23 protein-coding genes are annotated in these 24,938 nt (G+C 35.1%); 21 read left to right on the forward strand and 2 right to left on the reverse strand.

Annotation, left to right across the window (positions count from 1 at the left end):
• Positions 1-8: 8 nt before the first annotated feature.
• From AB3H90_RS09175 to AB3H90_RS09200, 6 genes are all read left to right on the forward strand, one after another.
• Positions 9-962, forward strand: coding sequence for a sugar ABC transporter permease (locus tag AB3H90_RS09175; protein ID WP_034867549.1), 954 nt, complete (start codon positions 9-11; stop codon positions 960-962).
• 13 nt (positions 963-975) lie between these two features.
• The gene (locus AB3H90_RS09180; RefSeq protein ID WP_034700323.1) at positions 976-1,884 is read left to right on the forward strand and encodes a carbohydrate ABC transporter permease; all 909 of its coding nucleotides are present in this window, start codon (positions 976-978) and stop codon (positions 1,882-1,884) included.
• A gap of 32 nt (positions 1,885-1,916) precedes the next feature.
• Entirely contained in the window at positions 1,917-3,539 is a 1,623-nt protein-coding gene (locus tag AB3H90_RS09185; RefSeq protein ID WP_081128673.1) for an extracellular solute-binding protein, read from the forward strand.
• A gap of 302 nt (positions 3,540-3,841) precedes the next feature.
• On the forward strand, positions 3,842-5,251 hold the full coding sequence (locus AB3H90_RS09190) for a glycoside hydrolase family 1 protein (RefSeq protein WP_368016611.1): 1,410 nt from the start codon (positions 3,842-3,844) through the stop codon (positions 5,249-5,251).
• A gap of 275 nt (positions 5,252-5,526) precedes the next feature.
• Positions 5,527-6,453 carry a manganese-dependent inorganic pyrophosphatase gene (locus AB3H90_RS09195; protein WP_010719439.1) on the forward strand — a complete coding sequence of 309 codons (927 nt, stop codon included), beginning with the start codon at positions 5,527-5,529 and terminating at the stop codon, positions 6,451-6,453.
• 225 nt (positions 6,454-6,678) lie between these two features.
• Positions 6,679-7,560, forward strand: a complete 882-nt coding sequence (locus tag AB3H90_RS09200; RefSeq protein ID WP_368016612.1) for a DUF1803 domain-containing protein — start codon at positions 6,679-6,681, stop codon at positions 7,558-7,560.
• Between the two features lie 165 nt (positions 7,561-7,725).
• Here the strand turns inward: AB3H90_RS09200 and AB3H90_RS09205 are convergent, their stop codons facing one another.
• Positions 7,726-8,346 carry a hypothetical protein gene (locus AB3H90_RS09205; RefSeq protein WP_010719437.1) on the reverse strand — a complete coding sequence of 207 codons (621 nt, stop codon included), beginning with the start codon at positions 8,344-8,346 and terminating at the stop codon, positions 7,726-7,728.
• 526 nt (positions 8,347-8,872) lie between these two features.
• On the opposite strand from AB3H90_RS09205, the gene AB3H90_RS09210 reads away from it, so the two are divergent.
• From AB3H90_RS09210 to AB3H90_RS09230, 5 genes are all read left to right on the forward strand, one after another.
• A complete protein-coding gene (locus AB3H90_RS09210) occupies positions 8,873-9,262 on the forward strand; it encodes a hypothetical protein (RefSeq protein ID WP_010719436.1) in 390 nt (129 codons plus the stop codon).
• Between the two features lie 4 nt (positions 9,263-9,266).
• Positions 9,267-10,031 (forward strand): alpha/beta fold hydrolase, encoded by a 765-nt coding sequence (locus AB3H90_RS09215; protein WP_088745511.1) that lies wholly within the window; start codon positions 9,267-9,269, stop codon positions 10,029-10,031.
• 518 nt (positions 10,032-10,549) lie between these two features.
• Positions 10,550-11,497 carry a LacI family DNA-binding transcriptional regulator gene (locus AB3H90_RS09220; protein ID WP_368016613.1) on the forward strand — a complete coding sequence of 316 codons (948 nt, stop codon included), beginning with the start codon at positions 10,550-10,552 and terminating at the stop codon, positions 11,495-11,497.
• Positions 11,498-11,595: 98 nt separating this feature from the next.
• Complete coding sequence (locus tag AB3H90_RS09225) at positions 11,596-12,330, forward strand: hypothetical protein (RefSeq protein ID WP_010737399.1); 735 nt, start codon at positions 11,596-11,598, stop codon at positions 12,328-12,330.
• A 72-nt stretch (positions 12,331-12,402) separates the two neighbouring features.
• A complete protein-coding gene (locus tag AB3H90_RS09230) occupies positions 12,403-13,455 on the forward strand; it encodes a zinc-binding alcohol dehydrogenase family protein (protein WP_094940808.1) in 1,053 nt (350 codons plus the stop codon).
• Between the two features lie 39 nt (positions 13,456-13,494).
• Here the strand turns inward: AB3H90_RS09230 and AB3H90_RS09235 are convergent, their stop codons facing one another.
• Positions 13,495-14,160, reverse strand: coding sequence for a YitT family protein (locus AB3H90_RS09235; RefSeq protein WP_010719430.1), 666 nt, complete (start codon positions 14,158-14,160; stop codon positions 13,495-13,497).
• A 127-nt stretch (positions 14,161-14,287) separates the two neighbouring features.
• Here AB3H90_RS09235 and AB3H90_RS09240 point away from each other — a divergent pair, with 127 nt between their 5' ends.
• The 10 genes from AB3H90_RS09240 to AB3H90_RS09285 all read left to right on the forward strand — a co-directional run bounded on the left by AB3H90_RS09240 (position 14,288) and on the right by AB3H90_RS09285 (position 24,487).
• Complete coding sequence (locus tag AB3H90_RS09240) at positions 14,288-14,575, forward strand: hypothetical protein (RefSeq protein ID WP_010719429.1); 288 nt, start codon at positions 14,288-14,290, stop codon at positions 14,573-14,575.
• A 439-nt stretch (positions 14,576-15,014) separates the two neighbouring features.
• A complete protein-coding gene (locus AB3H90_RS09245; RefSeq protein WP_010719428.1) occupies positions 15,015-16,553 on the forward strand; it encodes an ABC transporter permease/substrate-binding protein in 1,539 nt (512 codons plus the stop codon).
• Positions 16,550-17,515, forward strand: coding sequence for an ABC transporter ATP-binding protein (locus AB3H90_RS09250; protein WP_178306028.1), 966 nt, complete (start codon positions 16,550-16,552; stop codon positions 17,513-17,515). Before AB3H90_RS09245 ends, AB3H90_RS09250 begins: the two co-directional genes overlap by 4 nt.
• Positions 17,502-18,824 carry an NAD(P)/FAD-dependent oxidoreductase gene (locus tag AB3H90_RS09255; protein WP_368016614.1) on the forward strand — a complete coding sequence of 441 codons (1,323 nt, stop codon included), beginning with the start codon at positions 17,502-17,504 and terminating at the stop codon, positions 18,822-18,824. Before AB3H90_RS09250 ends, AB3H90_RS09255 begins: the two co-directional genes overlap by 14 nt.
• 391 nt (positions 18,825-19,215) lie before the next feature.
• The gene (locus AB3H90_RS09260) at positions 19,216-20,019 is read left to right on the forward strand and encodes a helix-turn-helix domain-containing protein (protein WP_368016615.1); all 804 of its coding nucleotides are present in this window, start codon (positions 19,216-19,218) and stop codon (positions 20,017-20,019) included.
• Between the two features lie 296 nt (positions 20,020-20,315).
• On the forward strand, positions 20,316-20,699 hold the full coding sequence (locus AB3H90_RS09265; RefSeq protein WP_228011845.1) for a hypothetical protein: 384 nt from the start codon (positions 20,316-20,318) through the stop codon (positions 20,697-20,699).
• A gap of 381 nt (positions 20,700-21,080) precedes the next feature.
• Positions 21,081-22,553, forward strand: coding sequence for a helix-turn-helix domain-containing protein (locus tag AB3H90_RS09270; protein ID WP_010719424.1), 1,473 nt, complete (start codon positions 21,081-21,083; stop codon positions 22,551-22,553).
• 247 nt (positions 22,554-22,800) lie between these two features.
• A complete protein-coding gene (locus AB3H90_RS09275; protein WP_223603537.1) occupies positions 22,801-23,139 on the forward strand; it encodes an LPXTG cell wall anchor domain-containing protein in 339 nt (112 codons plus the stop codon).
• Between the two features lie 55 nt (positions 23,140-23,194).
• Positions 23,195-23,824, forward strand: a complete 630-nt coding sequence (locus tag AB3H90_RS09280; protein WP_088745506.1) for a hypothetical protein — start codon at positions 23,195-23,197, stop codon at positions 23,822-23,824.
• Between the two features lie 303 nt (positions 23,825-24,127).
• Complete coding sequence (locus AB3H90_RS09285) at positions 24,128-24,487, forward strand: hypothetical protein (RefSeq protein WP_258924852.1); 360 nt, start codon at positions 24,128-24,130, stop codon at positions 24,485-24,487.
• Positions 24,488-24,938 lie beyond the last annotated feature (451 nt).

The raw sequence follows: 24,938 nt of genomic DNA on the forward strand, positions 1-24,938 counted from the left end.
GTTAAAAAATGGCTGATGCATTACTTGATGTCAATAAAGAGAAAGAGAAAACAAAATGGTCAGAGATCAAAAAAAAATTATATAAAAGCCGACAGCTGTATGTTTTTGTCATTCCAGCATTGGTGGTGGTTGCTGTTTTTTCTTACGGTCCCATGTACGGCGTGATTATAGCATTCAAGGATTATATCCCGTCATTAGGAATTTTTGGAAGTCCTTGGGTAGGATTTAAGCATTTCCAACGTTTTTTTGATTCCTACTATTTCTGGGATCTAATTAAAAACACGTTAGGTATCAGTATATATTCTTTGGTCGTAGGATTTCCGCTACCGATTATATTAGCACTAGCACTAAATGAGTTGAAAGATGGAAAATTTAAAAAATTTACGCAGACAGTGACTTATGCACCTAATTTTATTTCAGTCGTTGTCGTTTGCGGTATGTTAATTGCTTTTTTGACGCCTTCCACCGGTATTATTAACCATCTACTGGTTTTTCTAGGTTTTGAGCGAATTAGTTTCATGACAGATCCTCGTTGGTTTAAAACGATCTACGTATTATCTGGGGTTTGGCAAGGAACAGGATGGGGTTCAGTGATTTATTTAGCTGCATTATCTGGTGTTGATACACAGCTTCATGAAGCTGCAACTGTTGATGGTGCAACGAGATGGCAAAGAATCTGGTATATCAACCTACCGACTATCATTCCTACTATGGTTATTTTACTGATCATGAATGTGGGGAGTTTGATGTCATTAGGTTATGAAAAAATCCTGTTGATGCAAAATGCGTTGAATATGGATTCTTCAAATGTGATTGCCACGTTTGTTTACAAACAAGGGTTGCTTGACGCACAGTACAGCTATGCATCAGCTGTCGGACTGTTCAATGCAGCAATCAACGCATTTTTATTGATCACAGTAAATAAAATTTCGCGTAAAGTCAGCGAAACAAGTTTATGGTAATGGAGGGAAAATAATGTATTCAAAAGCGATCCGATCATCGAAAGGTGACAAATTTTTCATGTTTCTCATCTACTTGTTTATTGCCATTGCCCTTTTGTTGGTTATTTATCCGTTGATTTATGTTATAAGCGCATCTATATCTAGTCCGACCTCCGTCAATTCTGGAGAAATGTGGTTATTGCCAAAAAAGATCACTTGGGATGGTTACAAAACGATTTTTACGTATAAAAGTATCTGGCAAGGTTACCGGAACACGATTTATTACACATTACTAGGTACATTCATCAATTTATTATGTACACTTCCTTGTGCATATGCTCTAGGAAGAGCAGAATTTTATGGGAAAAATCTATTTATGAAGTTTTTGATGGTTCCTATGTTTATCAGTGGCGGTTTGGTACCTACTTATTTATTGATTAAAAATCTAGGGATGAATGATTCGATTTGGGCGTTAGTTATTCCAGGGGCCGTTTCAGTTTATAATATTGCAATTACACGTACTTTCTTTCAATCCACCATCCCTAGAGAAATGGAGGAAGCGGCATTGATTGATGGATGTTCTGACTTTCAGATATTTATGAAGATTGTTTTACCATTATCAATGCCAATTATTGCAGTAATGGGACTATTTTGCGGAGTGGCCCATTGGAATAGTTATTTTAGCGCGTTAATCTATTTAACAAACAAATCAATGTATCCGCTTCAATTAATCCTGCGAGAGATTTTAGTGAATCAAGATTTAACAAAAGGAACAACAGAGATGACAGCAGCGGCAGCAGAAGTGGCTTATAGTAAACAACAGCTTGCACAAGTCATTAAATATGGAGTAATGATCGTTTCGACATTACCAATCATTATGATCTATCCGTTTTTACAAAAGTACTTTGTTAAAGGTGTCATGGTTGGTTCTTTGAAAGGCTAACTAAAAAATAAATAAGAGAGTGAGTGAAATGAATGAAAAAATGTTATTTAGTAATTGCATCATTAGTGTTGACAACAACTCTTTTGGGTGCTTGTGGGAACAAGGGAAATACTGCTGGAAAAGAAGAAACTATTGCCGTTGAAAAAACCGGAATGCCAATCGTCAAAGAAAAAATCAACATGACGATGATGGCTCCTGGTGGAGAAGCAGAATGGGATGAGTTAGCTTCGGCTAAAGCGTTAGCGGAATTAACTGGAATCAATTTTGATTATATTACTCCGCCAAGTACAGATTTTGAAGCGAAATTGAATTTGGCTTTTGCTTCTGGTGAGTTACCAGATGTTATTTTTGGTGCAGGAAGTGGTCTTTCAAATGCCAAACAATCAGATTATGGATCACAAGGAATTTTAATTGCCTTGGAGGATTTGATTGATGACTATGCGCCAAATTTAAAGAAAATCCTTGATGAGAACCCAGAGTTCAAAAAATCAATTACTGCACCAGATGGTCACATTTATTCTTTACCACGATTATATCCAGAAGATACCTCTAGCCCTCTTTATATCTCACCTTTATGGTATAACGGCGAGTGGCTAGAAAAATTAGGGGTAACCGAATTGCCAAAAAACACGGATGAGTTATATAAATTGTTGAAGCGATTCAAAGAAGAAGACCCCAACGGTAATGGCAAACAAGATGAGATTCCGTTATCAGACGGCAACAAGTTGGCAATTATTCGTACGTGGTTGCTACCTGCTTTTGGTATGAAATCTCTAGGAATCGAAGAAGTTAACGGAAAAGTGCGTTATGCTGCTGCATCGGCTAACTATAAGGAATATTTAACGTATATGAATAAACTTTATTCTGAAGGATTGCTGGACCCAGAAGTCTTCTCGCAGTCAGAAGAAAAGTATCAAGGAAACACACAAACAGATAAAGTCGGTTTATTTGGCGCGTATGCTTCATACATGGCTACTGGTAAAATGCCTGAGGAGTCTTTATCAGATCCAATGTTTTCACCAGTTACTTCAAGTATTCAAAATACACCTTTAGCACCAGGTCATCCTCGTGTAACAACTGGAACGTTTGCGATTACCAATAAATGTAAAAGTCCAGAGGCAGCAATGCGATGGGCGGACTATCTTTACACAGAAGAAGGACAAGATTTAATGACAAAAGGTCCAGAAGGGGCATTTTGGAAATATGAAACAAACGATTCTGGAGAAAAAGTTCGGGTATATACAGGTGAAAATAAACAAAAGATGGAAGAAGACCGTGGGAAAATTGCAATGGATTATGGCTTAGTCGTACCGGGATTAGAAGACGATTATGCCCAAAGTGTTTTAGCTAATGTCAACGATCCTGATCCTAGTGTATGGACGGAATTTCGCATGAAAGAAATCAACGAGAAAATCATGCCCAATACCGAGGTACCTTTCCCAATTGTTTATATGACGAAAGATGAAGCAGATCAAATTGCGATCAACGCGACGGACATTCGGACTTATGTAGAGCAAATGGAAGCTAAATTTATTACAGGTGTGGAAAGTTTGGCTAAATGGGATGAATATGTCAGTACATTAAAATCAATGGGATTAAATGATTTTGTCAGCACTTATCAAAAAGCATATGATCGTTGGGCTAAAACCGAATAATCATCTTTAACATCAAAGTGGACGTTGGGGATGTTCCTAGCGTCCAGCTTTGTTTGAACAAAACATCAAGAGTTTGGAGAAATCAAAATGAGATTATTAGCAACTAGCATAGCGATGATGGTCAAACAAATGGTTTCATGATAAAGATCAAAGAGAACGAGTATCACACTGACTAAATAATTTTGCCAAATCATGGTAAATATAAATGAGAAAAAGAATGAACCAACATAAACGATGATCATTGGGTTCACTGACTGAAGGGAATCAGTGGATAAAACGATAGAAAAGGAAGGAAATTTTAAATGGATACATTTCCACAAAACTTTCTGTGGGGAGCAGCGGCTTCTGCCCCTCAGACAGAAGGAGCTGCTTTGGTTGATGGCAAGAGCCCATCAACTTGGGATAAGTGGTTTGAAATAGAACCAGAATTGTTTTATAACGGAACAGGACCAGAAAATACTTCTAATACGTATTATCAATACAAAGAAGATGTTGCCTGTATGAAGGCAATGAATTTAAATTCCTATCGGACATCGATTGCTTGGACGCGTCTTTTACCGGATGGCAAGACATTAAATCTGCAAGCTGTTGATTTTTACCGAGCCTATTTTCAGGAAATGCTGGATAATGGCGTTGAGCCGATCATCAATTTGTTCCATTTTGATATGCCTTGGTGGCTGATGGAAAAAGGTGGCTGGGAAGTTCGTGAGTCAGCGGATCATTTTGCATTTTACGCAAAGACTGCGTTTGAAGCTTTTGGCGATTTAGTAAAAAAATGGGCGACGTTCAATGAGCCTCTTGTACACATCGAATGTGGGTATATGGGAGATGCACATTGGCCCAAGGTGCATGATTTTAAACGAGCTATACAAGTTGCCTATCACACACTACTAGCGCATGCGAAAGCTGTAAAGGAGTACCGGCGCTCTTCTTTTAATGACGGACAAATTTCTATCATTCTCAATTTAGCACCCGTTTACTCTAAAAGCGAAGAAGCTGAAGACGTGGCTGCTGCAAAGTGGGCAGACCTGTTTTATATTCGCAGCTTTCTGGACTGTGCGGTACGAGGTACTTTCCCAGAAGAGCTGGTAGAGGTATTACGAGAAAGTGATTTGCTTCCTAAAACAGAAATAGGTGATAAAGAAATTTTTGCGGAGAATACAGTAGACTTTATTGGTTGTAATTATTACCAGCCATTACGTGTTCAAGCACCTCAAGAAAAGAAACGACCAATCACAGGACTAAGAGATTTATTCCGAGGTTATGATTGGCCGGAGAAACGAATTAACCCACATCGTGGTTGGGAGATTTATCCGCGGGGAATCTATGATATTGCGATGCGGTTAAAAAACAGTTATAGCAATATTCCATGGTATATTTCAGAAAACGGGATGGGTGTGTCGCAAGAAGAACGGTTCAACAATAAAGAGAATATGATTGACGACAACTACCGAATTGATTTTTTATTTGAACATTTGACGCAACTGCAGCAGGCAATTTCAGAAGGTTCTCCTTGCTTTGGGTATCATATGTGGACATTTTCTGACTGTTGGAGTTGGTTGAATGCCTATAAAAATAGATATGGTTTTTATCGTGTCGATCTGGACAATGGCTATAAACGGTTACCGAAACAATCAAGTTTATGGATGGCACAGGTAATCGCTGAAAACCGCTTAGTTGAACCGTTTGCTCAAAACTTAAGTAGTCATTAAAGGCTAGTAAAGAAAAAAAACGATAAATGATTTACTTTTCCCAACTTTTTCTTTCAGTACAAAGAGTTCTGCAATGAAATGAGTAATGGCATGGCCAACTTTTTAAATGACTGTTCCATGGTACTTCGCGCTATCAAAAATTTTGTTTACGATTGTTTGATATAAAAGTAAGATGGATCGGAATTTCTTCCATCCTAGAAATTATAGCGTCAGTATTGCTTCTTTCGGTTTTTTTGCTATTATTAAGTAGGAGAAACCATAAAGGAGCGAGACAAATGTCAAAAATTTTAGTTTTTGGTCACCAAAATCCAGATACAGATGCAATTGGAGCGGCAATCGCCTTTTCACACTTGCAAAATCAACTAGGAAAAGAAACTGAAGCTGTAGCTTTAGGTACACCTAACGAAGAAACACAATATGCATTAGATTACTTTAAGTTATCTGCCCCACGTGTCGTTCAATCAGCAAAAGAAGAAGCAACACAAGTGATGCTAGTGGACCATAATGAATTTCAACAAAGTATTTCTGATATTGCAGAAGTAGAAATTTTAGCGGTCGTTGATCATCATCGGATTGCAAATTTTGAAACAGCCAATCCACTTTATTACCGAGCTGAACCAGTAGGTTGTACAAGTACAATCATTTTGAAGTTATATAAAGAAAACCAAGTAGAACTTCCTAAAGAGATTGCTGGCATTATGCTTTCTGCAATTTTATCTGATACATTGCTATTCAAATCACCAACATGCACATCAGAAGATGAAGCAGCTGCAAAAGAACTTGCGACAATCGCAGGTGTTGATTTGACAAGCTATGGTTTAGATATGTTAAAGGCTGGTACAAACCTTAGCGATAAATCCGCTGCAACTTTACTTGACCTTGATGCCAAAAGCTTCCCAATGGGAGAAGCTAATGTTCGTATTGCACAAGTGAATACAGTCGATTTAAGCGAAGTAATGGCTCGTCAAACGGAACTGGAAGAAGCGATGACTGAAGAAATGGCTAAAAATGGATATGACCTCTTTGTCCTAGTGGTAACGAATATCCTAGATAGCGATTCTGAATTATTAGTTGCTGGTCAGGGATTAGATAAAGTCGAAGAAGCTTTCCAAGTTAAATTAACGAACAATCGTGCCTTATTAAAAGGAGTTGTTTCTCGTAAGAAACAAGTCGTTCCTCAGCTAACAGCAGTTTTTAACTAAGCTAGCTAAGGGGTTGCTAACACCTTTTATTCGATTTATTAAAGAGCCTGACAGCTATTTGTTCCAGGCTCACAATGCCAGCCTAGCTTGTTCGATCAAAATGAGGTTGGAACAGAAGTGTTCAGCTTTAAAAGATAAGCCGAAGAATCCGAAAATAGTTGCTCGTATTTTTGGGATTCTTCGGCCTATTTCCGATTGAGCTAGGGAAAACGAGAAGGGGAAAAAATGAACTATTTTTATTCACAAAATCACCAGCAGTTGCTTAGCAAACTAGTAAACAATGCTGTTTTTCCAACTTTGATTGAGTATTTGCATCATCATCAAGAAGAAGACATTATTTTGAGAGAGTTGAAAAAAATTTTTGATCAACCGAAATTTGAAGCTTTTCTTGATCAGTTGATTGATGAAAATCTAATCAAGCGGGAAAATCGTCGTTATAAGTTGAATTTTCCAATATTTGAGGAAGAAACTTATCAAAAAGAAATTGAAGAAGCTGCAGCCAAGATTTTACAAGCTATTAGTCCTTTGTCGCAAACGGAAAAACAGTTGGTTATGGGAAATGAATGTTGGCAAGAATGTTTCGTGTCTAATTCAACCTATTTTTATGCAACCTTAGAAGATCTTATTCCTGTGACGAGACAGGTTGCCGGCAATGAGAATTATCGATTTGTTTCTTTAAATTATCATAACAAGTTATCTTATTCTCTTGCCAATTATTTTTATTTACAAAAGAAACAATTACCTGTGCCATCAGAATTTTTAAAACTTGTAGAACTGATCGGTGACGTCAACGAAACTTATTATTTTGATCAAGTTGAAGTAATCATTGAGCGTATCCAAGCTCAAAAATATAAGAATCGTCGTTCCAGTATCTTCTTTGATTCACTGATCTTGTCCAATACTGTTAAAGTTGTGAAAACTGATGATCAGTTCAACTATCAATTAGCATTGCCGTTGGTTGAAACGGCAAGCAGCAGAACACAACTACCCAAAATCACTGCTGGAAGAACCGTGGAAGAGCATGCTTATATTGCTAGAAAAGTCTATGATCGTCTTATCAAGGAACTAAATTTAGCAGATTTTTCTTATATAGAAAAAATCAACTAAAAAATTTTTAGACTCAACTGTTAATAATCCTCAGACATCAAAGTTATCAGAAATGACTAGCTTTGATGTTTTTTATGTAAAGTTCAATCATTTATTTCTATTGTAAAAGATTCTTTATTAGCAATATCATCCGAAAAATAAAAAAACAGTTCAAGGCACTTAGACTTACTTGTCCTGAACTGTTTTTCTTATTTGCCACATCATCATTCCTAAACACGAAATGAAGAGTAATTCAAGAAAATTACTAGTGATTTGAATATTTGCTGGATCAAAAGTTGGCGCTAACGCTAATACAAGAAAAGAAAAGACACTATAGACAAAGCAGAATAGTGGGATTAGTTGCATTAAAAGTGGCAAGCGTAACTTTTTGAATATTAGTGAAAAAATAAAGTAAGTAAAGATGGATAAAATGATAACCAGTCCATTCAGTATAAAAAAGAACAATGAATTTTGGTTAAAGGAATAGAATAAAACGGTCAGCAATGCGAGTAACCTAGATGCAACAAAAATTGTAGCAGCTTCATCCATCTTTTTGGGGATTTGTTTTTTCACATATGTTCGAAAAGCCAATGAAAAAATAAAACCACACAAAGATGAAAGAATTAGCAAGAAGAGGCTCTCATCTACCTGACTTAAACCGGGGTGATCTAACAATAACCAGCCAAAGGCATTACATGGTATATCGGAAGATCTGAAATAGGAATAGCATAAGAACAAAAAAAGTGTCAATAGGGCGAAAAGCGTCCCTATGTGCAAAAATGTACTTGTCTGTCGTTTCGTTTTCATATATTCTCCTGATAAAAATAGTGTTAATCAGATATATGATAACAAAATGATGAGTATATGTCGATGCTTTTTAATGGAAATAAAAAATAAAGGCTTTTTTTATATGGTAAATTTCATTTTAACTTCAATTACAAGTTTTCAAACTAATTTAATTAAAGGTTTTACTAATGATGTGCCTCACTTAAATGTTTTTATTCACAAAGAAATTTAGTGACAACATTGATTATTACTTATGAGTTAATAATAGATCAGTTTGATGTAGATTTTCCCAAAAGTATATTTATTCTCTATTTTAAAAAGGAGAAGTTTGAACATGAAATGCCTGAAAAAAGAATTAAATTTTTTCAGAACTAGACAGACAAAATGAGGAGCATGACAAAAAAACAAGAGGTACTCATAGGTTGTTAGGTCATTTTGATTGTGAACGATTATTTGGAAAAAAGAAAAAATTAAAATTTAAGCCTTTTTTGTTCTAAATGATGATAAAACGATTATAATAGAATTATAAAGAGAGTTGGTGATACGAATGAAAATAATAAACCGAGCCATAGGAGTCACTCATGTTCTCAGTGTTGCCTCTTGTGGGTATTTAGATTTATATTCACTTCAGCAGCCCATCGTAGCCAATAATAATATCTTTCAGATATCATTGACCGATAGCTTGCTTTTAAGTATTTTTTTATTTTCCGTGATCTTTATCGGAAATATTTTTGGCAGCTTTGCTAGTTTTTTTAATTTCACAATTTATCCACTGCTTACCTTAGGATTAGGACTAGCTGGTCTTTTAGCATTATTGCTCTTTTCAAGAACGATGAGCTTATTTTTGATTTTGTTTGGTACGATTTGTTTATTTCAAATTGTGGTTAGTGGATGGGAAATATTTCGTTCGACTATTTTGATGAAGATCGGAGACTAAAGAAGTGAATCCAATTATATTAAAACGTAAAGTAAATAATATTCCATTATTAGAAGTTGTCCTAACCGAATTAAGAGCTGAAAAAATTCCGATAATTATTTATTATCATGGTTGGCAAACGAGTAAAGAATTAGTTTTGACACAAGGAAGAAAGTTTGCTAAACAAGGATTTCGTGTCTTACTACCAGATGCAATGAACCATGGTGAAAGAAAGCAAGTAGTTTCTGCTATTCCTTCCTTTACCTTTTGGAATAGTATTTATGGAAACTTATTTGAATTTGAGACTTTATTGAAGCACTTAGAAAAACGAGATGTTCTTCATGAAAAAGTAGCTGTAGGTGGCGTTTCAATGGGGGGGATGACGACTTGTGCGTTGTTAACAAAACATCCGCATTTGGTTGGTGGTATTTGTCTGATGGGTTCCCCTGCGCCTGAACAGTATGCTAAAGAAATTTACAAAAGAGCTCATCAGTACCAATACATACTGCCGAACGATTATTTTGATTTAATTTCTTGGGTCGAAAAATATGATTTATCTTTGCAGCCAGAAAAACTAGCTGGGCGACCTTTATATTTTTGGCACGGTGAAAAAGACGAGAAAATTCCCTTTCAACAAACCAATGATTTTGTGAAAAATAATCAAAAAGAACGTTATGGTCAAGGAATTGTTTTTGATTATTCGCAAACCGAAAAGCATATGGTAAAAGTACCATTGATGGATAGAGCAACCAAATTTTTGGTGCAAATGATGAATGGATCCAAAGAATAGAAAAGACAGGTGTATGTTGAATTTTTAATAATAGAGGTATGAGAGAAGCAAACAATGCTATGAAATAAGCAAAGCTGAGGTTGAGAAATAAGCGTTTAGCATCAAGAAATACGAAAGAATATCCAAAAATTGACAAGAAACACAAACACTGGTTTTTGCTATTGATGGATACTTACTAGGTGTTTCTCAAATTTTTAGTCAATTTCGGCAAATTTTTTGAAGTTGTTGCTCCTTAAACACCGTTTATTCGTTTTAGAGATACTAGAAGAGGAGGCTATTTTTGGCTTAGTCTCATTCTTTGCTATTTTTCTAGTTCATATCTGAAACTAGAAAATAGATGGAGATAACGTACATTTTTCTAATGAAATGGAGTAACTGGCTTTCGATTCTAGTGAACTTTTATTAAAAAGATGCTGGCGTGCAGATAATTTTTACGATATTTCTACATTTTATCGCTTTCAAGTTTGCTATAATGATAGAAAACAGAAAAAAGTTTTCTATTGTGAAAGGAGCAACCTATGCCTACATTAGCTGATGTTGCTAAAAAAGCAAATGTATCCAAAATGACGGTGTCTCGTGTCATCAATCACCCGGAACAAGTAACGGATGAGCTAAAAGAATTAGTTTTTTCTGCGATGGCAGAATTAGATTATCGCCCCAATATTGCAGCAAAAGCACTCGTTTCTAATCGGTCACAAATCATCAAACTTTTCATCCTTGAAGAGATTGATACAACAGAACCGTATTATATGAATTTATTGATGGGAATTGCAAAATGTATTGGAAAAGCGCACTATTCTTTGCAGTTGGTAACCAATGATGCATTTGACGTAGGGTCTTGCGACGGCTACATCATTACAGGGGTGAGAGAAAAAGATTTTGACTGGATCGACCGATTGGAAAAACCAGTCGTCCTTTTTGGTGAAAATCGTTTTGGCTATGATTATGTAGATAGCGATAATCATTATGGCACAGCAAAGGCTTCACAATATGCTATGGAATGCGGTTACGAGACAATTATTTATATTGGGATTGACGAGGATGAGCCATTTGAGTTATCAAGAGAAGCAGGCTACCTTTCAGTTATGGAAACAGTCAACATGAAGCCGCAAATATTACGTTTCCCAAATCATTCGACAATGGCAGAGAAATATCTTGCCGATCATTGGTCAACTATTAAACCAAAGACTTGTTTTATTTGCAGCTCTGACCGACTAGCTTTAGGGATTGTAAGAGGTATTGCTAAAGAAAAGGGAAAAATTCCTGAAGATTTTGGAGTCATTGGCTTTGATGGTGTATTTTTAGACCAAATCAGTTCACCCAAATTAACTACGGTAAAACAAGATATCGTACGAATGGGTGAAGTTTGTGGTGAAATGTTGTTAAAAAAAATTACCGAAAAAGGAGAAAGTCAAGGATATCGTCGATTTTTCCCTGAATTGGTCATTCGAGAAACGACCAGATGACCGTCGAAAGAGGTTAAATTTAGTTATGGTTACTATGGAAAATGAAAAAATTATGCTATGATTGAGAAAAGTTCCATTTATGAGAAGGATGGTTTAAAATGAATGAAATTAGACGGAAACATTTTCGTTTTCCTGCCTATGATGACGAAATTGGCGTCAAACTAGCAAAAAACCAAAGGCGTGTTTTATTTGATGGACAGGATGATCTATTAACCGAAAACAATAATCAACCAATGTTTGAGCAAATGCAAGAATTTCACTTTGCTCAAGGCGATGCTAGAGAACAACGCAAACGTCGAAATTTGAGCAATTCAAAAAAATCAACAATTCCAAAAGAAAATTTAGTCAGACACAAAGAACAGCTTCCTGATTATCATACGCATCAAGCAAGTAATCGCCCATTGACTAATCAGCGGACGAGAAAAGCGGCTGATTCAATGAATAGTCAGAAGAGTCAAGAGCAGCACACAAGTACCAAAGCCTATACATCGAACCAACAAAAAAATGGTCGTGGGCGTTCTTACTTTGTACCTAAGTATGTGCCAGCATCAATTATTCCTGATCCAAAAGTATCTAGTATTTCTGACGCAGAACTAGTTGATTCAATGAAAAAAATGAAAGATTCATATTTGTTATTTGATAATGAACCGGTACCTTACCAAACAAAAAAAGCCGGCTCTCCTTCTGTACAACCTTTTAACAAAGCTGAGAAAGAACCACTCAGTGCGACATCAAAAAGAAAAGATAAAAATCATGGTGTTTTAGAAAGATCATTAAAAGGATTGATAGAAGAACAAGGGAATTCTTTGGGAGAAAATAGCTATTTTAAATAATGGAAAGCCTGGATAACTCCTTTCGTGGATTGATCCAGGTCTTTTTGTATAAAGAAAGAAGGAAAGGTTTCTATGAAAAAACAAATGAAGCAAATAGGGTTTTATGAGGGATTACCATTGACTGACAAAAATAGTTTTTTAGAAAAGTTGGCAGAAACTCCGGTTCCTAAAAAAAGGGAGTTATTGGTGGAGATTTCAGCGGTTTCAGTGAATCCAGTGGATGTAAAATTTAGAATGCAGACGCCAAAACAAGAGTCTTTTACTGTTTTGGGATTTGATGCGGTAGGGAGAATAGTTGCAAAAGGTCCCCAATCTGAAAACTTTGAGATAGGAGACCGTATTTATTATGCTGGTTCAGCAAAACAACCAGGTAGTAACCAAGAATATCAGTTGGTAGATGAACGAATTGTGGCAAAAGCACCAGAAAATCTCACGGACGAAGCTAGTGCAGCATTACCGTTAACTGCGATCACCGCCTATGAACTCTTATTTGAGAAATTTCAATTGATTCCTAAAGAATCAGCGAATAAAGGTAAAAAAATATTGGTCATCAACGGTGCTGGAGGTGTCGGTTCGATTCTCACACAATTAGCAAAATGGAGTGGGTTAGAGGTGGTTGCGACAGCCAGCCCCAAAAACTTTCAATGGTTAAAAGAAAATGGGGTCGATCATCCAATTGATTACCATCAAGAGTTAAAGCCTCAACTAGAAAAGGTTGGGATAAGCACCGTCGATGTCGTAGCGGTTTTACATGATATCCGTCCCTATCTAACTGAGCTGGCAGAAATGATTCAACCTATGGGGAAAATTGGGATGATCGTAGGACTTGATGGACCAATCGATATTGCAAGTTTTAAAAATTTATCTGTTTCACTTGAATGGGAGTATATGTTTACTAAAACAGATTATGGTCAACTAATCGAGACACAAGGGGAAATATTAAAACATTTGACAGCATTGGTAGAAGAAGAAAAAATCCATACTACTTTAGGAAAAGTATACAGAGAAGGCATCAGCAAAGAGACTTTAAAGCAGGCAACGAAAGAAGTAGAGACTGGAAAAGTACATGGTAAAGTAGTGATTACTGGAGGTTTTGCTAGTAACGAAATAGCGACTGAAAAGTAGAAATATACTTTTCAGTCGCTAACCAATCATTTAAGAATGTTATTCAAATTGTTCTGCAGAATCAAGAGTATCAAAAGGTTCTTTTGAACGATTTGCAGAAAAAGGATTGAGAGAACCTTTTACTTCGAGATATTTCACTTTGTTTAACGTATAAGATAAGATGGAGCAACTGAGTAAGGTATAAACAAAATGTGTTACATCCAGATATAATAAAGAAACAACCAAGATACCAAATGTAATCAAGAATAGACTTTTACCGATCTTGATATGGAAATATTTTTCAAAGGCTTGGTAAATAATGTCTGTTCCGCCAGTGCTTCCACCAAAGCGAAAGACCAGACCACAACCGATACCAGATAATACACCAGTCATCAGGCTATTGAGTAAAAGATTGTGGACAGCAAAATGGACGTTTAGTCCTTCCCACAAATGTAAAAAGAACACTAAGGCAAAGGTTCCGACAATCGTTCGCAGAAAAGCCTGCTTACCAAAAATGAATAATGAAACCAATAGCAATGGTAAATTGATAATAAGTGATGTAATGGAAGGAGCAAAACCGAATAAATTATTAAGTAAAAGGGCAATTCCTGTTACACCACCATCTGCTAATTTAGCAGGAATATTGATCCCGGTCACAGCTAAACCATAAAGTGCAGCGCCAAAACTGATACCAACCAGATCAATTAATAGATTTATTTTTTTCATTCTCAAACCTCTTTTCTTTTGAAAATTTTCAGCAACTTCTTTATTATACTTATTAGTTAAGAATCTTCAATAGATAATTTGAAAAATTTTTTCAACATTTAAAGGATGTCCAAGGAAAGGAGTAACTATGCGAGCAGCTGATCTATTAACACTCATCACAACTTCTCCAACGAAAAGAGAATATAAAGGCATCTATTGTGATCTTCATGATAATCTGCAGGCTTTGACGAGCATTCGAAGAAAAGGTGAGACTCAATGTGTGTTTTTATTTGAACCAAATAAACCCAATCTGCCGATGAAAGAGTTGCTTGTTTTCTTGATGAAAAATCGTGAAAAAGAAATTTTGTATCAAAAAGGTCAAGAATTTTATCCATTATACGGAGTGAAAGAAAGAGCAAACCAGCTAGTCATTTGAGAAAAAATAGGAATTTCGAGAAAAATTGAACGTTTATGACTCTAAAACGATCATTTATTACTTTTTTTTATCTTTGGACAAAACTTACAGTATAATAATTTATGAACAAGCCAGTAAAAATTATCTCCCCCACGAGGTTTCTGCTTTACTGGCTGTTTTTTTATATTCAAATAAATTAGACACATTTCTCGTTCAAATTCGTGAGATGTGTCTTTTTTTATATGAAAGAAATACATAGAGTTTGAAGAAATAAATTTCTTCTTTCTTTCCATTTATTGATTAAGGACTTTATCGCTAGTTTGAAGCATATTTAGAGAATTGCCGGGGTGTTGGATTTACAAATGATGAACTACGCATCTTTTTTGTTCTTTTCAGACAACTTAGTTGGGGATTTTTTCGTCTATGTTTATACTTAAATTAGAATGGAAAGGAAGATCCTATGAATAATTTTTTTCAAACGCTTGTTGAGCGAAAAGGAGAATTGATCTCCGCAACATTTCAGCACTTATCAATTTCATTAATTGCCTTATTGATTGCGATTGTTATTGCAATCCCATTAGCTATTTGGGCAGTGAACCATAAAAAAATGGCAGAAGTATTGTTGCAGATAACCAGTGTTTTACAGACGATCCCATCTTTAGCTTTATTAGGATTGTTGATCCCCTTCGTTGGAATCGGAACAGTGCCAGCGTTGATTGCATTAGTGATCTATGCGTTATTACCAATTTTTCAAAATACGTATATCGGACTTAGTGAAATTGATCCATCCATTGAAGAAGCAGCAGTTGCTTTTGGTATGTCACGCATGAGACGGTTGATCAAAGTGGAATTGCCAATCGCATTACCAGTGATTATTTCAGGTATTCGAACAGCGCTCGTCTTAATCATTGGAACAGCGACGTTAGCAGCATTGATCGGTGCCGGTGGCTTAGGAACGTTTATCTTATTAGGAATTGATCGCAATACGCCAGTTTTGACTCTGATCGGTGCAATCAGTTCAGCTTTGTTAGCGATTATTTTCAGTAGTTTAATCAGACTTCTTCAACATTTGAAACCTCGATATACAGTTATCACTTTATTGCTTATCTTTTTGGGAATCGGTGGAATATCTTTGTATCAAAGCGGACTCTTTAAAGAAGATAAGGTGACAATTGCTGGGAAATTAGGTTCAGAACCAGATATTTTGATTCAAATGTATAAAGAATTAATTGAAGATAATTCAGATGTTGAAGTTGAATTAAAACCGAACTTCGGCAAAACCAGTTTTCTTTTTAGTGCATTGGAGAATCAACAGATCGATATTTATCCGGAATTTACAGGAACTGTTTTAGAAAGCTTAGTTAAAGTACCTGATGACTTAAAAAATAAAGAATTGAATGAAAAAGAAACCTATAATCAAGCGAATCGCTTATTAGGTGAACAATTTGAAATGACACTTCTTCAACCAATGGCGTATCAAAATACCTATGCTTTAGCGGTAAAGCGATCATTTGCCAAAGAAAATGGGCTAAAAACCATTTCTGATTTGGGAAAGATTGAAGATCAGATAAAAGCCGGTTTCACATTAGAATTTATTGATCGTTCGGATGGCTATAAAGGAATCCAAGAACTTTACAAACTTAATTTTCCAAGTGTACAAAGTATGGAACCAAGTTTACGCTATCAAGCCATCGATAACGGAGATGTCAATGTAGTAGATGCTTATTCGACGGATAGTGATCTAAAACAATATGACCTTGTCACCTTAGAAGATGATCAGGGATTATTTCCAGATTATCAAGGAGCTCCTTTGATGACCAAAGCCTTTGCGAAGGAACATCCAGAAATCGTTGCAGCTCTAAACAAGCTCGCTGACAAAGTAACAGAATCTCAAATGATTGAAATGAATTATCAAGTGAATGTAGAAAAACAACAACCTGCGGAAGTAGCGCATGCATTCTTGGAAAAAGAAGGACTACTGAAGGAGGGGAATAAATGAATAATCTGATAGAATTCAAGCAAGTCCAAAAGAAATTTGGCGAAAAATATGCAATTAAAGAACTAAACTTATCGATTGAACAAGGGGAAATCTTTGTTTTGGTGGGTCCCTCTGGTAGCGGGAAGACGACCTCGCTTAAAATGATCAATGGTCTATCTCAGCCGAGCGCAGGGGAGATATTCTTCAAGGGTAAATCGCTAAAAGACTATGATTTACAAAAAATGCGATGGAAAATGGGCTATGTCTTACAACAAATTGCGTTGTTTCCAACCATGACTGTCCAACAAAATATCGAAGTTATTCCAGAAATGCTAGGATGGGAAAGAAGAAAAAGAGAAAAAATAGCTGACCAATTACTTGAGAAAGTCGGACTTGATCCTGCAATCTATCGAAATAGAATGCCACAGGAATTATCCGGTGGAGAGCAACAACGGATCGGTATCGTCCGTGCTTTGGCAGCTAGCCCAGAAGTTATTTTGATGGACGAACCATTTAGTGCTTTAGATCCTTTGTCTCGAGCTTCTTTACAAGACCTTGTACTTTCCTTACATCGAGAATTAGGCACAACGATCGTCTTTGTGACGCATAATATGGATGAAGCCATAAAATTAGGAGATCGGATCGCTGTCATGAAAGAGGGCGAATTAATTCAATGTGACCAACCCGACCAGTTGTTGACTCAGCCTAAAAATGAATTTGTACGGAGCTTTTTTGATGAAACGATTCAACAAAAACAACAAACAGTAAAAGAGCTGATCGTAGCTGACGATTACAGCAAAGGACTTCATCAAGCGGATTTTCCAGATGTTTACTTAAGTACACCGCTGACTGAAGTATTCGAATTATTGATCCAACATGAAGCAGTAAATATTCGAGAAAATGAGGAAAATCTAGGGGAGATTACAAGAAAAGATATCTTCACTTATTTATCTAGAAAGGAAAGGGAAAATGAAAGAATATGATGAAGTTGTGATTGGTTCTGGCGTAGCTGGTATGAGCGTGGCTTATGGGTTAAAAAAAGCAGAGAAGAACGTCTTGATCATCGAAGAAAATCTTTGGGGTGGTACTTGTCCTAATCGAGGATGTGACCCTAAAAAAATTCTACTAAATAGTGTGGAAGCAAGAAAACGAATTGAACAGTTGTTGGGTAAAGGATTCAGCGAAGTACCAACTGTTGATTGGCAAGAACTACAAGCATTTAAGCGCAGTTTTACAGATCCAGTTTCAAAGAATCGTCAAAAAGAATTAGCAGCAGCTGACATTGATTATCTAGCTGGAACAGCACGCTTTATCAATGAAAATACGATCATGGTAGGAGAAGAAAAAATTTCAGCTGAATATTTCATTCTTGCTACTGGTCAACGACCATCGATTTTACCTATTGATGGGAATGAATTTTTACAAACAAGTACTGACTTTTTATCATTAAGTGAATTGCCTCAGGACATTATTTTTATTGGTGCAGGCTATATTGCATTTGAATTAGCGATGATCGCTCATGCTTCAGGAAGCAATGTCACGATCGTTCACCATAATCAACGACCATTAAAAGCATTTGACGAACAATTGGTCAAACAATTAGTTAAACAAATGGAAGCAGCCGGGATTCGATTTGTTTTTGATTTTGAGTCACAGCGAATCATTCAAGAAGGAACGCACTATTCCTTGCAGGCAAACGATCAAGAACTACAAGCAGATGCGATTTTTTGTGCCACTGGAAGACAGCCAAATGTTGAGCGACTAGACCTGGAAAAGGCGAAGGTAGAAACAACGAAACATGGTGTTGTTGTTAATGACTATCTTCAAACGAGTAATCCAATGATTTTTGCTTGCGGGGATATCATCTCACGGACAGAGCCAAAATTAACGCCAGTTGCTACCTTTGAAGGAAATTATGTTGCAAACTATGTATTAGGAAATACTAAAGAAAAAATTAGTTACCCTTCCATCCCTACGATCGTTTTTACTAGTCCGAAATTGGCTCAGGTCGGGGTAACAAAAAAACAACTCACTGGACAAGAAGAAGTAGTAGAAATTGATATGAGCAATTGGTTTACCTATCATCGTGTGAATGAACCACTTGCTAAATCCCAAATGATCTATGACAAAGCTGGGTATTTGATTGGTGCCAGTGTCCTTAGTGAACAGGCAGATGATTTAATCAATGATTTGAATTTATTGATCAGTCAACATACAAAAAAAGAAGAATTAGAGCAATGGATCATGGGTTATCCAACGGTAGCGAGTGATTTATCCTATTTATTGAAATAAAAAATACAGTGTATTGATTATGTAAAAAAACGATTAAATATAAAAAAATAAACGCTTAAATCTGTGGCTGAAAATGTCCTCGAATTTAGGCGTTTTTTCTATTGTAGTGAAAATGATAAAAAGATTATTTTAGTGAAAGGCTCTTTATGGAGTTCTCTAAAAGATCCGGTAGTAAATATTTTAATAATAGATATCTTGAGTGTTATTTTTATTAAAATATTACCTCGTAGAAAAGCACGAATCTTATAGGTTGATCACTACTTTTTTAATATTATTATACTTATATTTTAATGAAATGGTAGACATACTTATTTTCGTACATTAAAATTAATAATAGAGGAGAATAGAGAAAACAAAGCGTTTGTAAATTTTGAGGGATTAGGAGGGGAAAATGAAGCAATTACTAACGAAACAAAGTTTAAGACAGCTAGCACTCTTAGAGTTACTCTGGAGCAACGAATGGCTGACGATTGCAGAGATCGTCAAAAAAATAGGTGGGGTTGAAAAAACGATCCGAACAGACATCAAACAACTGAATGAAATAATTGAACCTTTAAAAATAGAGACTTCGGTAAAATATGGCGTTTTTTTAAGTAAAGACTTAGGTGTTTCAAAATCATATGTTTATTCGCTTTTTTTACAAAAAAGTGTCGAATGTCAAATGTTGGAAATGATATTCATCAATCCTATGATGAAAAGAGGGGAACTATGCGATCAACTCTTTATTTCAGAAACACAACTCAATCGATTATATAATAAAATGAATATTTTAATGAAAAAATACGAAATAAAAATCACAAATGATTTGAAATTGATCGGTCACGAAAAAAATATCCGTAAACTTTTCTCTAGTTTGTTCTATGAAAAATACCTTTCACCCGATTTACTTTTTAAAACAGAAGAATTTCAACTGATTGATACAGTACTTGATATTTTTTATAAACAAAATAAAGAGAAGATGGTTATGGATGATCAACATCATTTTTTATTGAATAAAATGCGAATGAGATTATGGGTGGCTGCCTATCGTTGTAAATCTAGCTCATTCTTTAAACAAGAGGAAGATTATTTTAATTATTCTATGATTACTGGAGATCGAGAATTAAACAAAAGGTGGCAGCTGTGTTTGGTATCGAACTATCAGAAGAAGTTTTGTTTAACCTGTTTGAGTATTTTCATGCTCCATTCAAATTAAATGAAAGATGCTTACAACTAGGGACTAGTCAATCGATCTTACAAACAAGACTGGAAAATCTGATTTTGGAAGTTAGCTATGAATTTAAGATTAAATGCCAGAACAAAACAGCTCTACTTCAGGCCGTTATGTGGCGGATATTTCGTACGATCGGTCCAACGCATATTTTAAATAACGTTGAAGAAGATTTTGTCTGCGAATTAATGAATGATCGATAAGATATCGTTTTAAATTTGAAAGCTAAATTCAGTGAAATTTATGACGATCTAACCGTTCATTCTCTAGATAAAAAAAATATGATTTATCAATCCATTTATACTTTAGTTTCACAATGGTCTGAATTTCGTTCGGAAATACGTAAGCCAACGATTAAAATCCACGCTGCATTGCTATTAGATGCACCAGCCGGGCATTTAAAAATGCTAAAAGAAGAAATCGAATATCATTTTAGAAATACATATGAAGTTGATATTTTATTGCCAATAGCACAAAATTCTGTGAATCAGCTAAAACACTATGATTGTGTCCTAACCAATGGCTTTAATACTGGCGATCTAGGAGATGTGAAAATTATTGGCGTCCCTAATTATTTTGGAGAAGAATTTGTCAAAAAACTACATCATTTTTTGATCAACAAAAAGGAAGAATTACACGTTTTTAGAAAGAATATACTCATCTAAAAGCAAAACAAGTTGAATATACATATTGAGAAAGAGGCTGAACGATACAGTAACAATCATAGTAGTATTTCCGAATGAACATCCAAAGAGCAGTTATCGTTACATTAACTATAAAAAAAGTGAGCGTGCTATTTAGTGAAAACGATTCTGTTTGTTGCATAGATCTACCTAGTAAAGGGACCCGAGATGAATGATTGTCTTTGGTCTCCTATTTTTTTACTTTGCATCACGAACAACTCAATGGATCGGTGGAAAAAATAAAAGATTATGAAAGATATTTTACCAAGGGCTCGGTATATTAAGGTTATTTTTAAAGATTGGGATATGCTAAAAATAAAACAAGGAGTATTTATCTGTTAGGAGAGGAGAGATGTAATAGAAATGAGAGAAATATTAGACGGGCGTTTGAGACGCCAATTGAATATTTTAGAAATCCTTTGGAATACGGAATGGATTACGACTGCGGAATTAGCTGAAAAAATTGATAGTTCAGAAAAAACCATTCGAAATGATCTATCTCAAGTCAACGAAATGATTGAGCCTCTATCAATTGAAACTTCTTTTAGAGCAGGAATCATTTTAAAGAAAGATATCACAACGCCTAAGTCATTTATCTATTCAAAAATTCTTGAAAAGAGTCTAGAATACACATTACTGGAAACGATTTTCCTAGGAAAAGTTACTTCTAAAGAAGAGCTTAGTGATTTGCTTTATATTTCAGAAACTCAGGTATCAAGGGTAATTAATCGAATCAATCAAGAAATCCGGTTTTTCGATTTTCAAATTACCAATCAAATCAAAATTATCGGAAACGAAGGGAATATCAGAGACTTCTTTTCAGTATATTTTTCTGAGAAATATCATTTGCCCGAAAAATTGATACAAAAAGAAGAAAGAAATTTGATTTCAGAGATCATTGATATATTCATCAAAGAAAATACGATATGGGCAATTGTGAACAATGACCATCATTTATTTTTGGGAAATTTAAAATTTCAATTGTATGTCTGTTTTACACGATTGAAGCAAGGCTATCAATTAGAAGTTAACGAGATACCTTTTCATTTTACACATCTAATGAACGAAAAAAAACTAGTAGAAAAAATACATAATGTCTTTGGCATCAAAAGTGTAAAAGAAAATCTTCAGCAATTATTTTATGAATTCCATCAGCCAATTAATCCAATCGCTCGCTTTCATTCAGAAGGAGTTGAAATCGATTCGGTCTCAATAAAGAAACAGATCGGCTATGTGATTACTTTGCTGGAAGAACGTTTTGGATTACTTTGCGAGAATCGAGATAAATTGATTCATGATATTTATTGGACGACCATGAGTTCGGTGCGACCTACTTATATTTTATACAATAAAAAAACAGATTTTTTTGAAAATACGTTGAAGGTAAGTCCTGAGTTAGTTACCGCATTAAGAGATGAATTTTTTGATATTTACTTTTCTCTTGGTAATCCATTTTTATCTTACTTAGATGAAATGATCCAGCAATCCATCTTCAAATTATTAACTTCTTGGTCTGAACTATGGGTACGTGTGAGAGAAAGTAAAGCAAGTATCAATGTAGCACTTTTATTGGATAGCTCTTATGATCATATGCGGATGCTCAAAGAGGAAATTCAATTTTATTTTAGACATAATATCAAAATTGAGATACTCGATCCTACTACTCAAATACAAAAGGGCTATTTACAAAAGTTCGATTGCCTTTTAACAGATGTATATTCGCCTGACCATTTCGGTATTCCAACGATTGGGATGTCTAGTTATTTTGATGAAGATATCATTAATAAATTAGTTGATTATTACCATATAAAAGTTAATTCCAGTATGGATAGTTAGTTTGCACTATGACTATAAATTTCGGAAAAGTTTCCGCTTATCAACTGATATGGCTAAAAATTAAGTATTATTTTTTAGATGTTCTAAGCTAATCATCTTTTTGTTACATAACAATTACTAATGGAAAAGGTATTTACCAATCTATCGGTAAAACTTGGTTTTCATTCTATTTTATTTTTACGGATAATATTATTGTGGAGGTTGCGTCGTTAAAGTATTGGAGGTGAAGAGCGAAATAAAAAGAGTGATGTATTATTTGATAGGTGTTTTAATGGTTAGTCTTTTCATTACAACAAACTGTCATGCACAAACCACAAATGAACAAACGATTCAAGTTGAAGCAATAATAGGAGTATGGGATGCGGACGCAGATGCCAGTACAATTGATAACGTAAGTGACGCAGGAACCAAAGAAAAAGCAACTATAACGATCACACCATCTGATTCAGGTTCTTCAAAAAAAGTGAGACTTCCACAAACTGGTGAACAATTGAGCGTTTATATGATGTTACTTGGAACAATTGTATCCCTTTTCTCAACGGTTATGTTGATTGAGCTCAATCGAGAAAAAAACTATATCATGTAATTTTATTTTTATGGAAATGTTGTGAGACGTTTTCAGCGAGGAGAGAGACAGAATAATGAAGAAGTTGACAAATGTGTTACTAGTATCATCTATTTTATTAGGTGGATTTGGGATTGGAACAATGAATGCAAGTGCAGAAACAGTTAAAGATAATGAATTAGGCTGGATTCCTGGATTAAGTGACCCTGAGGATGACAGCGTAACTATTCAAGGAGAAGATAATGCACAAATTAAAGTGGATGGCTGGATTGGTCCATGGGATCCGGTCGGACCGGAAGATGTATCTTATGTTGACATCACTGTACCTACAAAAGTACGTTATGCAAATGCGGTAACAGATGATGGCCAGCCACTTCCTAATATCTTATCACCTATTTATACCGTAACAAATAATTCTAGTGCACGTAGAGTCAAGATTGAAATATCAAAATTTGAAGAAAAAAGTCAATCGGGTGTAAGACAAGATTTATACTTTACGCCAACAAATGAAGCGGGCGTCCGTTTACAAAGTGTTGCGGGTCAATTTCTTAATAGCCCTACTTATTTAACAGAATTAGATAAATCTTCATCTAAAACGTTAAAATTCGAAGGAAAAATCGCTGAAGGATTTAAAGAAAATCAAGTGGTTAGACCAAGTTACGAAATAACGTTTAATTTCACTGCTTTAAAAGATACTGAATCATAAAAAAGCGTGATTTGTTTCATTTATATCATATATTATTGGAATCCCCAGCAGAATAAACAGGGAATTTCGCACATAGTAACAATGACATGACTGTCTTAAAATACCATTTAGCAGGATTCCAAATAGTTGGAGTTCTGCTAATCATTGAAAGTATAAACTGTTGGAACGAAAGAAACTAGTTGATCAACAAAAAAACTTGTGGATTGTTTGAAAAAAATAAAAGTAAATGCTTAACGAATGATTTCTTTATCCATCTGGTTGAGACGATTTGTTTTTGATTTTATCAGAAAGGGAGATTTTTAAATGGCACATAAAGCAAAACAAAGAAAAAAAAGCACATATATCCTGATAACCTTCTCTGTAGTACTTTTGATATTGGGGATCAGTGGATACTTCTATTTTAATCAATCTCCCCCTCAAGTCGTTACAGGATTGCCAGATTTTGATGAGAACATCACTCAGTTGAATAATGGCGAATTATTAAAAAAGATGCAGGAAGAAGTCGATAAAGACAATGTTCGGATTGTATTGAAGCATGAAATCGAATTAAATAAAGAGGGAAAAGCCCACGTGGATGTACGTAATGTGGGTGTCAACTCCTATAATATACAAGTAGAATACTATTTAGCATCTAATCAAAAAAATTATATGTTTCAGGATTGATTCCACCCAACAATGGGATTGAATCGGTTGCTTTCAAGAATATGCCTTCCTCGGGTACGCATGGCATAAAGATATATTATAAAGTATATGATGAAAAAGAACTAATCAATACAACAACCATTGATGGAACACTCCGTATTGATTAACGAATCATAGCTAGCATAATAAAAAATAGTTATTTAGAGGCGGGCCAAAGCTTGCTTTATTATCTTAGTTCACTCGAAAATTCACGAAGTAGGTTTTGTTTTAACTGGTTTACTTGGGATCCTTTAAAGAGGGTCCTTTTTTATTTCACTAAAAGTACATAATTACCAAGAAATAGGAATTTTTCGGTTTGTTTTTTCGGATAGAATTAACTAAACTTTAGATGAAAACGTTGTTTATTTACTTGTTTGAAAGATTCACATAGTAAGAAGAAAGTAAGGAGGCAGAACTATTAAATCAATCAAAT

This window comes from Enterococcus sp. C63 (genome assembly GCF_040887215.1).
GTDB lineage: Bacteria > Bacillota > Bacilli > Lactobacillales > Enterococcaceae > Enterococcus_B > Enterococcus_B hirae.

Bases quoted from the DNA above. Each gene is read 5' to 3' on its own strand.
- AB3H90_RS09225 (WP_010737399.1), top strand. From the start codon at position 11,596: ATGAATGAAATTAGACGGAAACATTTTCGTTTTCCTGCCTATGATGAC.
- AB3H90_RS09190 (WP_368016611.1), top strand. From the start codon at position 3,842: ATGGATACATTTCCACAAAACTTTCTGTGGGGAGCAGCGGCTTCTGCC.
- AB3H90_RS09210 (WP_010719436.1), top strand. From the start codon at position 8,873: ATGAAAATAATAAACCGAGCCATAGGAGTCACTCATGTTCTCAGTGTT.
- AB3H90_RS09235 (WP_010719430.1), bottom strand. From the start codon at position 14,160: ATGAAAAAAATAAATCTATTAATTGATCTGGTTGGTATCAGTTTTGGC.
- AB3H90_RS09240 (WP_010719429.1), top strand. From the start codon at position 14,288: ATGCGAGCAGCTGATCTATTAACACTCATCACAACTTCTCCAACGAAA.
- AB3H90_RS09180 (WP_034700323.1), top strand. From the start codon at position 976: ATGTATTCAAAAGCGATCCGATCATCGAAAGGTGACAAATTTTTCATG.
- AB3H90_RS09260 (WP_368016615.1), top strand. From the start codon at position 19,216: ATGAAGCAATTACTAACGAAACAAAGTTTAAGACAGCTAGCACTCTTA.
- AB3H90_RS09270 (WP_010719424.1), top strand. From the start codon at position 21,081: ATGAGAGAAATATTAGACGGGCGTTTGAGACGCCAATTGAATATTTTA.
- AB3H90_RS09200 (WP_368016612.1), top strand. From the start codon at position 6,679: ATGAACTATTTTTATTCACAAAATCACCAGCAGTTGCTTAGCAAACTA.
- AB3H90_RS09255 (WP_368016614.1), top strand. From the start codon at position 17,502: ATGAAAGAATATGATGAAGTTGTGATTGGTTCTGGCGTAGCTGGTATG.
- AB3H90_RS09195 (WP_010719439.1), top strand. From the start codon at position 5,527: ATGTCAAAAATTTTAGTTTTTGGTCACCAAAATCCAGATACAGATGCA.
- AB3H90_RS09275 (WP_223603537.1), top strand. From the start codon at position 22,801: ATGTATTATTTGATAGGTGTTTTAATGGTTAGTCTTTTCATTACAACA.
- AB3H90_RS09250 (WP_178306028.1), top strand. From the start codon at position 16,550: ATGAATAATCTGATAGAATTCAAGCAAGTCCAAAAGAAATTTGGCGAA.
- AB3H90_RS09220 (WP_368016613.1), top strand. From the start codon at position 10,550: ATGCCTACATTAGCTGATGTTGCTAAAAAAGCAAATGTATCCAAAATG.
- AB3H90_RS09285 (WP_258924852.1), top strand. From the start codon at position 24,128: ATGGCACATAAAGCAAAACAAAGAAAAAAAAGCACATATATCCTGATA.
- AB3H90_RS09205 (WP_010719437.1), bottom strand. From the start codon at position 8,346: ATGAAAACGAAACGACAGACAAGTACATTTTTGCACATAGGGACGCTT.
- AB3H90_RS09280 (WP_088745506.1), top strand. From the start codon at position 23,195: ATGAAGAAGTTGACAAATGTGTTACTAGTATCATCTATTTTATTAGGT.
- AB3H90_RS09265 (WP_228011845.1), top strand. From the start codon at position 20,316: ATGATTTATCAATCCATTTATACTTTAGTTTCACAATGGTCTGAATTT.
- AB3H90_RS09230 (WP_094940808.1), top strand. From the start codon at position 12,403: ATGAAAAAACAAATGAAGCAAATAGGGTTTTATGAGGGATTACCATTG.
- AB3H90_RS09185 (WP_081128673.1), top strand. From the start codon at position 1,917: ATGAAAAAATGTTATTTAGTAATTGCATCATTAGTGTTGACAACAACT.
- AB3H90_RS09245 (WP_010719428.1), top strand. From the start codon at position 15,015: ATGAATAATTTTTTTCAAACGCTTGTTGAGCGAAAAGGAGAATTGATC.
- AB3H90_RS09175 (WP_034867549.1), top strand. From the start codon at position 9: ATGGCTGATGCATTACTTGATGTCAATAAAGAGAAAGAGAAAACAAAA.